This is a genomic window from Streptomyces sp. 7-21, from assembly GCF_016741785.1.
In the GTDB taxonomy this organism is placed as follows: domain Bacteria; phylum Actinomycetota; class Actinomycetes; order Streptomycetales; family Streptomycetaceae; genus Streptomyces.
In genome coordinates this window covers 259,085-273,153 of record NZ_JAERRL010000007.1, presented here as the reverse complement: position 1 = coordinate 273,153, position 14,069 = coordinate 259,085, and the positions used below count along the sequence as shown (strand labels likewise).

At 73.1% G+C, this 14,069-nt stretch carries 12 protein-coding genes; 7 read left to right on the top strand and 5 right to left on the bottom strand.

Annotation, left to right across the window (positions count from 1 at the left end; translation table 11 throughout):
* Positions 1-25: 25 nt before the first annotated feature.
* Both JK356_RS12040 and JK356_RS12035 read right to left on the bottom strand, forming a co-directional pair.
* Positions 26-838 (bottom strand): MIP/aquaporin family protein, encoded by an 813-nt coding sequence (locus JK356_RS12040; RefSeq protein ID WP_201867651.1) that lies wholly within the window; start codon positions 836-838, stop codon positions 26-28.
* A 145-nt stretch (positions 839-983) separates the two neighbouring features.
* Complete coding sequence (locus JK356_RS12035; RefSeq protein ID WP_201867650.1) at positions 984-1,748, bottom strand: IclR family transcriptional regulator; 765 nt, start codon at positions 1,746-1,748, stop codon at positions 984-986.
* A gap of 218 nt (positions 1,749-1,966) precedes the next feature.
* Here JK356_RS12035 and metH point away from each other — a divergent pair, with 218 nt between their 5' ends.
* The 4 genes from metH to JK356_RS12015 all read left to right on the top strand — a co-directional run bounded on the left by metH (position 1,967) and on the right by JK356_RS12015 (position 8,717).
* Positions 1,967-5,527 carry a methionine synthase gene (metH, locus tag JK356_RS12030; RefSeq protein ID WP_201867649.1) on the top strand — a complete coding sequence of 1,187 codons (3,561 nt, stop codon included), beginning with the start codon at positions 1,967-1,969 and terminating at the stop codon, positions 5,525-5,527.
* Positions 5,528-5,650: 123 nt separating this feature from the next.
* A complete protein-coding gene (locus JK356_RS12025) occupies positions 5,651-6,385 on the top strand; it encodes an HAD family phosphatase (protein WP_201867648.1) in 735 nt (244 codons plus the stop codon).
* A 126-nt stretch (positions 6,386-6,511) separates the two neighbouring features.
* Positions 6,512-8,104 carry an ABC transporter substrate-binding protein gene (locus tag JK356_RS12020; protein ID WP_374100644.1) on the top strand — a complete coding sequence of 531 codons (1,593 nt, stop codon included), beginning with the start codon at positions 6,512-6,514 and terminating at the stop codon, positions 8,102-8,104.
* Between the two features lie 55 nt (positions 8,105-8,159).
* Positions 8,160-8,717, top strand: coding sequence for a GNAT family N-acetyltransferase (locus JK356_RS12015; protein ID WP_201867647.1), 558 nt, complete (start codon positions 8,160-8,162; stop codon positions 8,715-8,717).
* A gap of 4 nt (positions 8,718-8,721) precedes the next feature.
* On the opposite strand, the gene JK356_RS12010 is transcribed toward JK356_RS12015, so the two are convergent.
* Positions 8,722-9,390 (bottom strand): response regulator transcription factor, encoded by a 669-nt coding sequence (locus tag JK356_RS12010; protein WP_201867646.1) that lies wholly within the window; start codon positions 9,388-9,390, stop codon positions 8,722-8,724.
* 57 nt (positions 9,391-9,447) lie between these two features.
* Positions 9,448-10,464, bottom strand: a complete 1,017-nt coding sequence (locus JK356_RS12005) for a PD-(D/E)XK nuclease family protein (protein WP_201867645.1) — start codon at positions 10,462-10,464, stop codon at positions 9,448-9,450.
* 105 nt (positions 10,465-10,569) lie between these two features.
* Between JK356_RS12005 and JK356_RS22195 the strand changes: the two genes are divergently transcribed.
* The 3 genes from JK356_RS22195 to JK356_RS11990 all read left to right on the top strand — a co-directional run bounded on the left by JK356_RS22195 (position 10,570) and on the right by JK356_RS11990 (position 13,459).
* Positions 10,570-11,826 carry a site-2 protease family protein gene (locus JK356_RS22195; RefSeq protein ID WP_307815533.1) on the top strand — a complete coding sequence of 419 codons (1,257 nt, stop codon included), beginning with the start codon at positions 10,570-10,572 and terminating at the stop codon, positions 11,824-11,826.
* Between the two features lie 17 nt (positions 11,827-11,843).
* Positions 11,844-12,734 carry a tRNA (adenine-N1)-methyltransferase gene (locus JK356_RS11995; RefSeq protein WP_201867644.1) on the top strand — a complete coding sequence of 297 codons (891 nt, stop codon included), beginning with the start codon at positions 11,844-11,846 and terminating at the stop codon, positions 12,732-12,734.
* 176 nt (positions 12,735-12,910) lie between these two features.
* Positions 12,911-13,459: a hypothetical protein gene (locus tag JK356_RS11990; RefSeq protein ID WP_201867643.1), complete on the top strand. Its 549-nt coding sequence runs from the start codon at positions 12,911-12,913 to the stop codon at positions 13,457-13,459.
* Positions 13,460-13,534: 75 nt separating this feature from the next.
* On the opposite strand, the gene JK356_RS11985 is transcribed toward JK356_RS11990, so the two are convergent.
* On the bottom strand, positions 13,535-13,846 hold the full coding sequence (locus JK356_RS11985) for a ferredoxin (protein ID WP_201867642.1): 312 nt from the start codon (positions 13,844-13,846) through the stop codon (positions 13,535-13,537).
* Between the last annotated feature and the right edge of the window lie 223 nt (positions 13,847-14,069).

The window sequence follows — 14,069 nt, the reverse complement described above, 5'->3', positions numbered from 1 at the left end:
GGCTCCTGTCCGGGAGGTGCGTAGGTCAGAAGGCGAGGTGGTGGATGCCGGCGCCCAGCGCGCCGCCGATCAGCGGCCCCACCACGGGGATCCAGGCGTAGCCCCAGTCAGATCCGCCCTTGTGCGGCAGGGGCAGCAGGGCGTGCACGATGCGCGGGCCGAGGTCGCGGGCGGGGTTGATGGCGTAACCGGTCGGCCCGCCGAGCGACAGGCCGATGCCGACGACGGTCAGCGCCACCATGAGCCCGGCGGTGCCGGACTCGCCGAGCCCCTGGTCGATCCCGGTGGCGAGCACGACGAGCAGCAGCACGGCGGTGGCGATGATCTCTGTCGCCAGGTTCTGCCAGGTGTTGCGGATCTCGGGGGCGGTCGCGAAGACCCCGAGGACGGGACCGGGCGCTCCCGGCTGGGCAGGGGCCCGTTCCTCGCGCTCCTCATGGGTGTCGAAGGCCTTCGGGCCCGGGGTGACCGAGCCGCTGACGATCTCCCTGTCCCGCAGGTGCGCCTGGAAGTGGCCGTAGTAGGCGATCCAGACCAGGGTGGCGCCGATCAGGGCACCCACCATCTGGCCGGCGATGTAGGTGGGGACGTCGCCCCACTCGCCGCTGTCCACGGCCAGGCCGACGGTCACGGCGGGGTTGATGTGGGCTCCGGAGAGCTGGGCGGAGGCGTAGACGCCGGCGAGCACGGCGAAGCCCCACCCGAAGGTGATGGCGACCCAGCCCGCCTCGAACGCCTTGGACTTCTTCAGGACCGTGCCGGCGACGACGCCGCAGCCGAGCACGATCAGGACGGCGGTGCCGAGCACCTCGCCGAAGAAAATGTCGGAGCTGGACACCGGTGACTCCTTTGTCCTGGTCCAGGAAATCCTGGCCGACCCGTCCGTTGTTCGGCAATGTCGACCAATGAACGGGAGTGTTTCTTCCGGGGCCACTGCCGTCAAGAGGGTGCGCGGCGGTGACAGCTTCTGAGACCGGATTGTCCTAGAAGCGGCCCGCTCCCAGCTCGTGCGACACGGACCGCGCGCAATCCCGCACCGACGCGACCAGACGCGGGTGCGGCTCCGCTCCCGTCAGCACGCGTTCCACCGCCCCGGCGACGCCGACCGCACCCACCAGCACCCGCCGGTGGCCGAACACCGGCGCGGCGACCGAGGCGACCCCCTCCCACGTCTCCCCGACGTCGCAGGCCCAGCCGCGGCCGCGCACTCCGGCCAGCTCCTCGTCGAACGCGGCGGCGTCCGTCACTGTCCGCGGCGTGACCGCCGTCAGCCCTGCGGCCAGCGCCTCGGCTCGCGCCGCCGGGTCGAAGGCGGCCAGGGCCTTGCCCAGCGCCGTGCTGTGCAGCGGCCGCATCGAGCCCACCTCGGTCCCCGGGCGCCCATCGCCGGGGCGCGGCGCGTGGTGCACGACGAGCACCCCCCGTCGATGCGGCACCCCCACATATGCCTCCTCGCCGCTCGCGCGCGCCAGCTCCGCGGCCGCTCCCAGGGCGCGCGCCCGCAGCTCATGCGTGTCGAGGTACCCGGTGCCCAGCCGCAGCAGCTCGGGGCCCAGCCGGTACGCACCCGAGCGGGGGTCCTGCTCGACCAGGCCCTCTTCCTGGAGGGTGCGCAGCAGCCCGTGCGTCGTGGCCTTGGCCAGCCCGAGCGCGGAGGCGATGCGCGACAGCCCCAGGCTCCGCTCGCCCGTGGCCAGCAGCCGCAGCACGGCCGCGGCGCGCTGCACCGACTGAATGCTCCGAGCCATCGGCTTCCTCCTGCTGTCCACCGGTCCGGTGACGCGCGGTGCGGTCGCCATTGTCGAACATCATCGGGCCATGCCGGTAGGCGGGAAGCCGCGAGAAGCCCGCGCCGGTGTCCGCCCACCGGAATCCTCCCTGGCACGTCCGGCAGCCGGGCTACCCTGGCCCGGTGCGCCCCGTACGGGCGCAAAGCCGACAGCCGTCGCATCCCGGGAGCACGTACATGGCCTCGTACAGCCGCACCACCGCGCCCTCATCCGCCAGCGCCGCCGCAGGCACCCCGCCGCACGCCGGCTCCTCGCCCGGCGGGCGGGCGGCTGCGCTGCGGGACGCGTTCGCCACCGGCACCGTCATCGCCGACGGCGGGATGGGCACCATGCTCCAGGCCCAGGACCCGACCCTGGACGACTTCCAGCAGCTCGAGGGCTGCAACGAGGTCCTCAACGTCACCCGCCCGGACATCGTTGCCTCTGTCCACCGCGCCTACTTCGAGGCCGGCGTCGACTGCGTCGAGACGAACACCTTCGGCGCCAACCTCTCCGCGCTCGGCGAGTACGAGATCGCGGACCGCATCGCCGAGCTGTCCGAGGCCGGCGCCAGGATCGCCCGCGAGACCGCCGACGAGTTCACCGCGCGCGACGGCCGGCCGCGCTGGGTGCTGGGCTCGATGGGCCCGGGCACCAAGCTGCCCACGCTCGGCCACGTGGCCTTTGCCGACCTGAGGGACGCCTACCAGCGCAACGCCGAAGGGCTGCTCGCCGGCGGCGCCGACGCGCTGCTGGTGGAGACCAGCCAGGACCTGCTCCAGGCCAAGGCGGCCGTGCTCGGTGCCCGCCGGGCCCTCACCGCGGCCGGCACCGGCCAGCCGCTGCTGGTCCAGGTGACGGTCGAGACCACCGGCACCATGCTCCTCGGCTCCGAGATCGGCGCCGCCCTCACCGCGCTCGAACCGCTCGGCGTGGACATGATCGGACTCAACTGCGCCACCGGCCCCGCCGAGATGAGCGAGCACCTGCGCTACCTCTCCCAGCACGCGCGGCTGCCGCTGTCGTGCATGCCCAACGCCGGCCTGCCCGTCCTCGGCAGCGACGGCGCGCACTACCCGCTGACCCCCGGCGAACTCGCCGACGCGCACGAGACGTTCGTCTCCGAGTACGGCGTCAGTCTGGTCGGCGGCTGCTGCGGCACCACCCCGGAACACCTGCGGCAGGTCGTCGACCGCGTCCGCGGCAAGACCCCCGCCCCGCGCGAGCCGCGCCCCGAGCCCGGCGCCGCCTCCCTCTACCAGACCGTCCCGTTCCGCCAGGACGCCTCCTACCTGGCCATCGGCGAGCGGACCAACGCCAACGGGTCGAAGAAGTTCCGTACCGCCATGCTGGAGGGCCGCTGGGACGACTGCGTCGAGATGGCCCGCGAGCAGATCCGCGAGGGCGCCCACCTGCTCGACCTGTGCGTCGACTACGTCGGCAGGGACGGCGTCGCCGACATGTCCGAGCTGGCCGGCCGCTTCGCCACCGCCTCCACCCTCCCCATCGTCCTGGACTCCACCGAGCCGGCCGTCATCCAGGCCGGGCTGGAGAAGCTCGGCGGCCGGGCCATCATCAATTCGGTCAACTACGAGGACGGCGACGGCCCCGACTCCCGCTTCGCGCGCATCGCCCGCCTGGCCGTCGAGCACGGCGCGGCGCTGATGGCCCTCACCATCGACGAGAACGGGCAGGCCCGCACCGCCGAGGACAAGGTCGCCATCGCCGAGCGGCTCATCGCCGACCTCACCGGCAACTGGGGCATCGCCAAGCACGACATCCTCATCGACTGCCTCACCTTCACCATCTGCACCGGGCAGGAGGAGTCCCGCAAGGACGGCCTCCACACCATCGAGGCCATCAGAGAACTGAAGCGTCGCCACCCCGACGTGCAGACCACGCTGGGCCTGTCCAACATCTCCTTCGGCCTCAGCCCGGCCGCCCGCCTCGTGCTCAACTCCGTCTTCCTGCACGAGTGCGTGCAGGCCGGTCTCGACTCCGCGATCGTGCACGCCGCCAAGATCCTGCCGGTCGCCCGCATCGACCCCGAGCAGGCCGAGGCGGCACGCGACCTGATCTACGACCGCCGCCGCCCCGGCTACGACCCGCTCCAGCGCTTCCTGAAGCTGTTCGAAGGCGTCGACGCCAAGTCCATGAAGGCCGGCAAGACCGAGGAGCTCCTCGCCCTGCCGCTGGAGGAGCGGCTGCGCCGCCGCATCATCGACGGCGAGCGCAACGGCCTGGAAGCGGACCTCGACGAGGCCCTGACCACCCGGCCCGCGCTGGAGATCATCAACGACACCCTGCTGGCGGGCATGAAGACCGTCGGCGAGCTGTTCGGCTCCGGCCAGATGCAGCTGCCGTTCGTGCTCCAGTCGGCCGAGGTGATGAAGGCGGCCGTCGCCTACCTCGAGCCCCACATGGAGAAGACCGACGCCCAGGGCAAGGGCACCATCGTCCTGGCGACGGTCAAGGGCGACGTGCACGACATCGGCAAGAACCTCGTCGACATCATCCTCACCAACAACGGCTACAACGTCGTCAACCTCGGCATCAAGCAGCCCGTCTCCGCCATCCTGGACGCCGCCCAGCAGCACCGCGCCGACGTGATCGGCATGTCGGGGCTGCTGGTGAAGTCCACCGTGATCATGAAGGAGAACCTGGAGGAGCTGAACCGCCGAGGCATGGCGGCCGACTACCCCGTGATCCTGGGCGGCGCCGCCCTCACCCGGGCCTACGTGGAGCAGGACCTGCACGAGATCTATCAGGGCGAGGTCCGCTACGCCCGCGACGCCTTCGAGGGCCTGCGCCTGATGGACGCCCTCATCGCCGTCAAGCGGGGCGTCCCCGGCGCCACGCTGCCCGAGCTGCGCACCCGCCGCGTGCCGCGCCGCGAGACGCCCGCCGCCGCGGACACCGGGGACACCGCGCCCGCCCGCTCCGACGTCGCCACCGACGTGCCCGTCCCCGCCGCCCCCTTCACTGGCACCCGCGTCGTCAAGGGCATCCCGCTGAAGGACTACGCCGAGTGGCTCGACGAGGACGCGCTGTTCAAGGGCCAGTGGGGGCTGAAGGCGGCGCGCAGCGGTGACGGCCCGGACTACGCCGAGCTGGTCGAGACCGAGGGGCGGCCCCGGCTGCGCGCCTGGCTCGACCGCCTCCACACCGACGGGCTGCTGTCCGCCGCCGTCGTCTACGGCTACTTCCCCTGCCACGCCGAGGGCAACGACCTGGTCATCCTCGGCGAGGACGGCCGCGAGCGCACCCGCTTCACCTTCCCGCGCCAGCGCCGCGGCAGGCGGCTGTGCCTGGCCGACTTCTTCCGCCCGGCGGACAGCGGCGAAACCGACGTCGTCGCCCTGCAGACCGTCACCGTCGGCTCCCGCATCAGCGAGGCCACCGCCGAGCTCTTCGCCGCCGACGCCTACCGCGACTACCTCGAACTGCACGGCCTGTCGGTGCAGCTGGCCGAGGCGCTCGCGGAGTACTGGCACGCCCGCGTCCGCGCCGAGCTGGGCATCGCCGGCAACGACCCGGCAAGCCTCGACGGCATGTTCCGCACCGAGTACCAGGGCTGCCGCTACTCCCTGGGCTACCCCGCCTGCCCCGACCTGGAGGACCGGGCGAAGATCGCTGCGCTGCTTAAGCCCGAACGCATCGGCGTGACCCTTTCGGAGGAGTACCAGCTCCACCCCGAGCAGTCCACCGACGCCATCATCCTTCACCACCCCGAGGCCAACTATTTCAACGCGCGCTAGCCGGCGCGCCCCGCACGTCAGGCGCCCGTTCACCCGCCGACGTACACTGATCGGCCCGGTTCCGGCCGGCCGCCCCCACCCGGGACGCGGCCGGCCTGCTGGCTCCTATGGAGGTGTACGCGCATGACGCGTTCCCTGACCGCCGCCGGCGCCCGCGAGGCGTCCGGCCCGTTCCCGCAGGCCGTGCTGATCGACATGGACGGCACGCTGGTCGACACCGAAGGCTTCTGGTGGGAGGCGGAGGTCGAGGTCTTCCGCGGCCTGGGCCACGAACTGGCCGAGGAGCACCGCCAGGTCGTCGTCGGCGGCCCCATGACCCGCAGCGCCGGCTACCTGCTGCAGGCCACCGGCGCGCGGATCGGGCTCGACCAGCTGAAGGACCTGCTCAACGCCGCGTTCCTCCGCCGCCTCGAGCGCGGCGTCCCGCTCATGCCCGGCGCCCGGCACCTGCTGGAGCAGCTCCGCGCCCAGCAGGTGCCCGCCGCCCTGGTCACCGCCTCCCACCGCACCGTCGTGGACCGCGTGCTGGCCTCCCTCGGCGCCGGGAACTTCGCCGTCACGCTCGCGGGCGATGACCTGCCGCGCACCAAGCCCCACCCCGACCCCTACCTCACGGCCGCCGCGCGCCTGGGCGCCGACCCGGTGCGCTGCGTCGCGATCGAGGACACCGCCACCGGCGTCGCCTCCGCCGAGGCCGCCGGCTGCCGCGTCGTCGCCGTTCCGTCCGTCGCGCCCATCCCGCCCGCCGCGGGACGCAGCGTCGTCGGCTCCCTGAGCGAGGTGACGCTGCCCTTCCTCCGCGCCCTCGAACCGGCCCCGGCGGCCGCGCCCGACCCGGTGGCGCCGGTCAGGCCGTGAACTATCTCACTCTCCGCCGTCCGCCGCGCACCGGCCGTGGGGGGACGAACTACTGTCGGGGGCGCACCGCGCCGCCCGGCCGCGTGGAGGCGGCTCACCCCCCCGACCCGAAGTGAGGAAGCCACCGTGAGGACACGCCTCGGAAGGGCGCTGCCGCCGCTCGCCGCCGTGCTCGCCGCCGCGCTCCTCCCCGCCTGCGGATGGACCGGTGACGACGAGGCCGGCGAGGGCGAAGCCATCGTCATGGGGATGTCGGACGAGATCGTCTCCCTCGATCCCGCCTCCGGCTATGACCCCGGCTCGTGGCTCGTCTTCAACAACGTCTTCCAGTCCCTGCTGAGCTTCCCGCCCGGCGGGACCGAGCCGCGGCCCGAGGCCGCCGAGGAGTGCGGCTTCACCGACCGCGTCAGCCAGCGCTTCACCTGCACCCTCCGTGACGGCCTGACCTTCAGCAACGGCAACCAGCTGACCAGCGAGGACGTCAGGTTCTCCTTCGAGCGCACGCTGCGCATCGACGATCCCGACGGCCCCGCCGTGATGCTGTCCACCATCGACCGGATCGAGACGCCGGACGAGCACACCGTCACCTTCCACCTCAACCAGCCCGACGCCACGTTCCCGCAGAAGATAGCCTCCGGTGCCGGCTCCATCGTCGACCACCGCGAGTACCCCGCCGACAGGCTCCGCACCGACGGCCAGGCCGTCGGCTCCGGCGTCTACATCCTCGACCGCTACAGCGAGGACGAGGCCGTCTTCTCCGTCAACCCGGACTACACCGGCCCGGCCGAGGTGAAGAACAGCGGCATGACCATGCGGCTGTTCCACGGCGACCAGGACCGGCTGCGGCAGGCCGTCGAGAGCGGGGAGGTGGACGTCGCCTACCGGGGCCTGACCGCCCACGACATCGCCGAGCTGGAGACCTCCACCCTCACCGAGGACACCGGCATCCAGGTCGTGGACGGCACCAGCGCCGAGGTCCAGCACATGGTCTTCAACATGGACGACCCCGTCGCCGGCGACCTCGCCGTGCGGCAGGCCATCGCCTACCTGCTGGACCGCAGCGCCCTGGTGCGCGACGTCTACCAGCGCACCGCCGAGCCCTTGTACTCGATCGTCCCGGCGGGCATCACCGGCCACAACACGGCCTTCTTCGACACCTACGGGGACCGGCCCCAGCCCGACCGGGCCGCCGAGGTGCTCGAGGAAGCCGGCTACACCGATCCCGTCGAGCTGACGCTGTGGGCCACGCCCATCCGCTTCGGCCCCGACACGGTCGCCGCGTTCGAGCACATCGCGGACCAGCTCAACGCCAGCGGCCTGTTCGACGCCACCGTCCGCACCGCGGACGCCGAGGAGTTCGCCGAGGGCGTCGAGAACGGTGACTACGGCGTCTACGTGCGCGGCTGGGTACCGGACTACCCGGACCCCGACAACTTCACCGCGCCCTTCTTCGGCCCGGACAACGTCCTGGCCAACAACTACGACGCCGGCCCCATCACCAGCGAACTGCTGCCGCGCACCGCACAGGCGGCCAACCGCGCCGACACCGTCGAGGACTTCGGGGCCATCCAGGACCTGGTCGCCGAGGACCTGCCCGTCATCCCGCTGTGGCAGGGCAAGCAGTACGCGGTCGCCGCCGACGAGATCGCCGGCCTCCAGTGGAGCCTCGACGCTTCGACCGTCTTCCGGTTCTGGGAGATCAGCAAGTCCTCCGACTGAGCCCGCCACCGGAAAACCCGGTGACACCGCCGCGCGGCCCGGGCATCATGCCCGGGTGCGGGACACGGTGACCCTGACCGGAGGGCTGGTGCTGCGCCCCTGGCACGCCAGCGACGCCCCAGCGGTGAAGGACGCCTTCGCCGACCCCCTCATGCGGGGCCAGTCCGCCGAACCGGTCGGCACCCTGGCGGCCGCCGCGGCGTGGATCGCCGGGCGCGGCGCCGAGTGGGACGCCGGCACCGCCTACTCCTTCGCGGTCGCCGAGGCAGCCGGCCCGGGCGGCCGCGGCACGGTGCTCGGCCACGTGTCGGTCGGCGCCGTCAACACGCGCCACGCGCTCGGCTGGGTCTCGTACTGGACGGTGCCCGCGGCGCGGGGCCGCGGCATCGCCTCCCGGGCCTGCCGCGCCGCCGCCCGCTGGGCCTTCGACGAGGCCGGGCTGTTCCGCCTGGAGCTCGGGCACCGCGTGAACAACCCCGCCTCCTGCGCCGTCGCCCGCGCCGCCGGGTTCGCCGTCGAGGGCAGGCAGCGGCAGAAGCTCTGCTACGACGGCGTCCGCTACGACGTCGAGCTGCACGCCCGCCTGGCCACCGACCCCGAGCCCGCCGCCTGACGGCTCACGCGCCGGGGCGTACCAGCCCGCTTTCGTACGCGAACACCGCCGCCTGCACCCGGTCCCGCAGCTCCAGCTTGGTCAGCACGTGGCCCACGTGCGTCTTGACCGTCGTCTCGCTCACGAACAGGTCCGCGGCGATCTCCGCGTTCGACAGCCCGCGCGCCACCAGCTTGAGCACCTCGATCTCGCGCTCCGTCAGCGAGTCGAGCCCCTGCGGGGTCTGCTCCTCGCCCGAGGGCAGCTTGCCCGCGTACATGTCCAGCAGGCGCCGCGTCACGCTGGGCGCCAGCATCGCCTCGCCCGCCGCCACCACCCGGATCGCCTGCACCAGCTCGGCCGCGGGCGCGTCCTTCAGCAGGAACCCGCTGGCCCCCGCCCGCAGCGCCTCCACCACGTACTCGTCGAGGTCGAAGGTCGTCAGCACCAGCACCTTCGCCGGGCCGTCCCGGTCCGGGCCGGTGATCCGGCGCGTCGCCTCCACGCCGTCCATCCGGGGCATCCGGATGTCCATCAGCACCACGTCCGGCTGGAGCGCCCGCACCTGGTCCAGCGCCTGCACGCCGTCCCCGGCCTCGCCGACCACGGCGACGTCACCCTCCGCCTCGAGGATCATCCGGAACCCGGTACGCAGCAGCGGCTGGTCGTCGACGAGCAGAACGCGGATCGGCATGGCACACCCTTCGCATCGGCCGGTCCCCATTGTGACCCACGGCCAGCCCCGCGGACCCTACGCCGGTGCCCCGGTTGCCCCCGCGGGCCCGCCCGCCGGCGCCTCCCGGCGGTCAGTGCCGGCGGTGGCCCCGCTGCCCTCCTCACCACCGCCCGCTGCCGCCTGCACCGGCAGCGACATCTGCACCTGCAACGGATACGGCGGGGGAGTGCCCCCGAACTCCGGGCAGCGCGCCTTGTGCTCGCACCAGCCGCACAGCCGCCCGGGGCTGGGCCGCCAGTCGCCGCTCTCCGTGGCCCGCTGGATCGCCTCCCACAGCGCCTGGGCCTTCCGCTCCACGGCCCGCAGGTCCGCCTCGTCCGGGTCGTACGTCAGCACCTCGCCGCTGCCCAGGTACACCAGCTGCAACCGCCGCGGCAGGACGCCCCGCAGCCGCCACAGCACCAGCGCGTAGAACTTCATCTGGAACAGCGCCTGCCCCGCGTACTCCGGGCTCGGCGCCCTGCCCGTCTTGTAGTCCACGATGCGGATCTCGCCCGTCGGCGCCACGTCCACCCGGTCGATCACCCCGCGCAGCCGCAGCCCTGACTCCAGGCGCGTCTCGACGAACAGCTCCCGCTCCGCCGGCTCCAGGCGCGTCGGGTCCTCCAGCGAGAACCACCGCTCCACAAGCCGCTCGGCCTCCGCCAGCCACGCCGCCAGCCGCTCCTGGTCGATCCTGGCCGCGGCGCCCTCCCCGGAGGACTCCGCCGCGGCATCCTCACCGGAGGGGGGCGTGCCCTCGCCGGCCTCCTCGGCGGCGAACAGCCCGGCCAGCTCGGGCCGCTTGGCCAGCAGCCGCTCCCACTCCGGCGCCACCAGCGCGCGCGCCCGGGCCACGTTCCGCTCCGGCGCCGGGACATCGAAGAGCCGCTCCAGCACCGCGTGCACCACCGTGCCCCGCGTGGCCGCGGCGTTCGGCGGCTCCGGCAGCCGGTCGATCACCCGGAAGCGGTACAGCAGGGGACACTGCATGAAGTCGGCGGCCCGGGAAGGGGACAGGGCGACGGGACGCGAGGGGTGAGTGCCTTCCATGACAGGGAACCCTACGGCGCGTCACTGACACTCCGCCGCATACCATCGACTCCGGCCGGCGGTCACGCAGGGATGTGAGCGGGCCGCACAGCAGCGAGGGGACCCGTGGCAGACTCCGAACCCGACCGGACACCGAGCGCCGAGCGCCAGCCGGGCGCCAGCGCGCCGACGGAGCGCGCCCGCGAGCCCGGCGGCGGGCTGCTGATGGGCAGGGTGCTCGGCGTGCCCGTGTACGTCGGCCCCAGCTGGTTCCTGGTCGCGGCCCTGATCACCTGGGTGTTCGGCAACCAGCTGGACCGTGTGCTGCCCGAACTGGGCCTCGGGCGCTACGTGGTGTCGCTGTTCTTCGCGGTGGCCTTCTACGCCTCCGTCCTGGTCCACGAGCTCGCCCACACCCTGGCCGCCCTCCGCTTCGGCCTGCCGGTGCGCCGCATCCAGCTCCAGTTCTTCGGCGGCGTCTCCGAGATCGAGAAGGACTCCCCGACGCCCGGCCGCGAGTTCGTCCTCGCCGGGGCCGGGCCGCTGCTGTCCCTGGTGCTCGCGGGCGTCTTCTACGCCGGGATGCACACCGTTGAGCGCGGCACGGTCCCCGGCGTCCTCCTGACCGGGCTGATGCTCTCCAACCTGATCGTCGCCGTCTTCAACCTCCTGCCCGGCCTCCCGCTCGACGGCGGCCGCATGCTCCGCGCCGTGGTCTGGAAGCTCACCGGGCGCGCCATGACCGGCAGCGTGGCCGCCGCGTGGACCGGCAGGGTCCTCGCCGTCGCGGTCCTCATCGGGCTGCCGCTCGCCGCCTACGCCGGGCCGGTCAGCGACGGTGACTCGCTCACGGGCCTGGCCTCCCTCACCGACGCCCTGCTCGCCGCCATCCTGGCCGCCGTCATGTGGACCGGCGCGGGCAACAGCCTGCGCATGGCCCGGCTGCGTGAGCGGCTTCCCTCCCTCACCGCCCGGGCGCTCACCCGCCGGGCCATCCCCGTCACCGCCGACACCCCGCTTGCCGAGGCACTGCGCCGGGCCAACGACGCGGGCGCCCGCGCCCTCGTCATCGTGGACGCCGAGGGCGCCCCCGTCGCGCTCGCCCGCGAGGCAGCGATCGCCCAGGTCCCGGTCCACCGCCGCCCCTGGGTGGCCGTCGGCTCCCTCGCACAGGACCTGACCGACGGCATGCGCGTGCCCGCCCGGCTGACCGGCGAGGAACTGCTGGAGCACCTGCGGGCGACGCCCGCCACCGAGTACCTCGTCGTCGAGGACACCGGCGAGATCTACGGCGTGCTCTCCACCCGCGACGTCGAACGCGCCTTCCTCGACGCCATGGCCCGCCCCTCACCCTCGTCCCCCCGGCGGCCCGCCTCCGGATAGGGCCTAAGCTGGGGATCATGTCCGAACCGACCGGTGCCGCCCGCCGCCGCGGGCCCTTCAAGGTCGGGGACCAGGTCCAGCTCACCGATCCCAAGGGCCGCCACTACACGTTCACGCTCGAGGCGGGCAAGAGCTTCCACACTCACAAGGGAGCCTTCCCCCACGACGAGCTGATCGGCGCGCCCGAGGGAACCGTCGTCCGCACGACCGGAAACGTCGCCTACCTGGCGCTGCGTCCCCTGCTCCCCGACTACGTCCTGTCCATGCCGCGCGGGGCCGCCGTGGTCTACCCCAAGGACGCGGGGCAGATCCTGGCCATGGCCGACATCTTCCCCGGGGCCCGCGTCGTGGAGGCGGGCGTCGGCTCCGGCTCGCTGAGCACCTTCCTGCTGCGTGCCATCGGCGACCAGGGCATGCTGCACTCCTACGAGCGCCGCGAGGACTTCGCCCGCATCGCCGAGGAGAACGTCACCCGCTACTTCGGCGGCCCGCACCCCGCCTGGCAGCTGACCGTCGGCGACCTCCAGGACAACCTGTCCGACACCGACGTCGACCGCGTCATTCTCGACATGCTCGCCCCCTGGGAGTGCCTGGACGTGGTCTCCAAGGCGCTGGTGCCCGGCGGCATCGTGTGCGCCTACGTCGCCACCACTACCCAGCTGGCCCGGATCGTGGAGACCATCCGCGAGCACGGCACGTTCAACGAGCCGACGGCGTGGGAGACGATGGTCCGCACCTGGCACGTCGAAGGCCTCGCGGTCCGCCCCGACCACCGCATGATCGGCCACACCGGCTTCCTGGTCACCGCGCGCCGCCTGGCGGACGGGGTCGAGCCGCCGCGCCGCCGCCGCCGTCCCGCGCCCGGCGCCTACGGCGCGGACTACACCGGGCCGAACGCCGGAGGCTGACGGCAGCGGGCGCGCGGCGCCGGAGCCCTCCGGGCACCCCCGGAAAGGGGACCCCGGCGTTCCGCAGGCCTGTGACGTGTGACACCATGTGTGCCGCGTCACGTCACGCCCGCGCGCACCTCCTCACCCGGTGCCGCGTGCCCCGCTGCCCCGCCCTCGTCTCAGGAGTCCCCCGCGTGCAGCCCTCGGACGGAACCGGCCTCCCGCACACCCACGCCGCCCCCCGGCACTGGCTGATCACCGCCGCCGCCCTCGTCGCCGTCACCGCCGTCGCCGCGCTCGCCGGCCCCTCGGGCGCCAGCGCCAGCCCGGAACCGGAGCCGGGACCGGACCCCGACCAGGTGTCGTACCCGATGGACTGCGGGCCGCTGGAGCCGGTGGTCACCGACCACGCTTCGGTGGACTTCGACGGCGACGGGCGCGCCGAGACGGTTGCTGCCGTCCGCTGCGACGCCGGCTCCGGCACGCCGCCGCACGGCGTGTATCTGCTGACCCATGCCGCCGAGGGGGAGACGCCGCGCGTCGCCGAGACGCTTGTGGACCCGGAGGAGGGGATGACGGTCGAGACCCTCACAGCCGGCGAGAGCGAGGTCACGCTGCGTCTGCTCGGGTACTCCTCGGCGGACGTGCCGCGGTGCTGCCCCGACATGCAGCGCGAGGTCGCGTGGGTCTGGCAGGACGGGCGGCTGGAGCTGCGGCCCGCCCCGGCGTCCCCCAGCATCTGAGGCGTCTGGCAGGTTCTGGCAGGTTCTGATCAGTGGCCGCCTGCGGCGTCTCCCAAACGCCCCGGCGGCGGCACGTCACTCCGCGTCGGGTCCGTACACCTCGACGCCGTCACGGACCCGGCGCACGTGGATGCACTCGCCGGGACACTCCTTCGCCGACGCCGCGACGTCCGTCAGCAGCGGCAGCGGTACCGGCGCGGTGGCGCCGGGCTCCGTCAGCAGGTCCGCCTCCTCGCCGGGAGGGGCCGGCGGCTTCACGTAGGCGAGACCGTCGATGTCGAGCTCGAACACCTCCGGGGCGTACTGGGCGCAGATGCCGTCGCCCGTACAGAGGTCCTGGTCGATCCAGACCTCGAGCTCTTCTTCCGCTTCGTGCCGCACGGTCATATGGCCTACCGTTCCTAGTGGGCGTGGTGCAACGAGTGCCGTCCCCGCTGGGTGTTGACCGCTTACGACGATACAGCCGCCCGCTTCCCGGCGGCGCGGGGTGGGTATTCCCTGGCGTGAGGGAGTGCGCAAGGGTGAAGATCGGACACGCCCCGACCGTTGATGTGATCTAGGGGTTTCGAACTGCACCGGTCCAGGTAGGGTCTGGAAGCGTCCAGCTCCC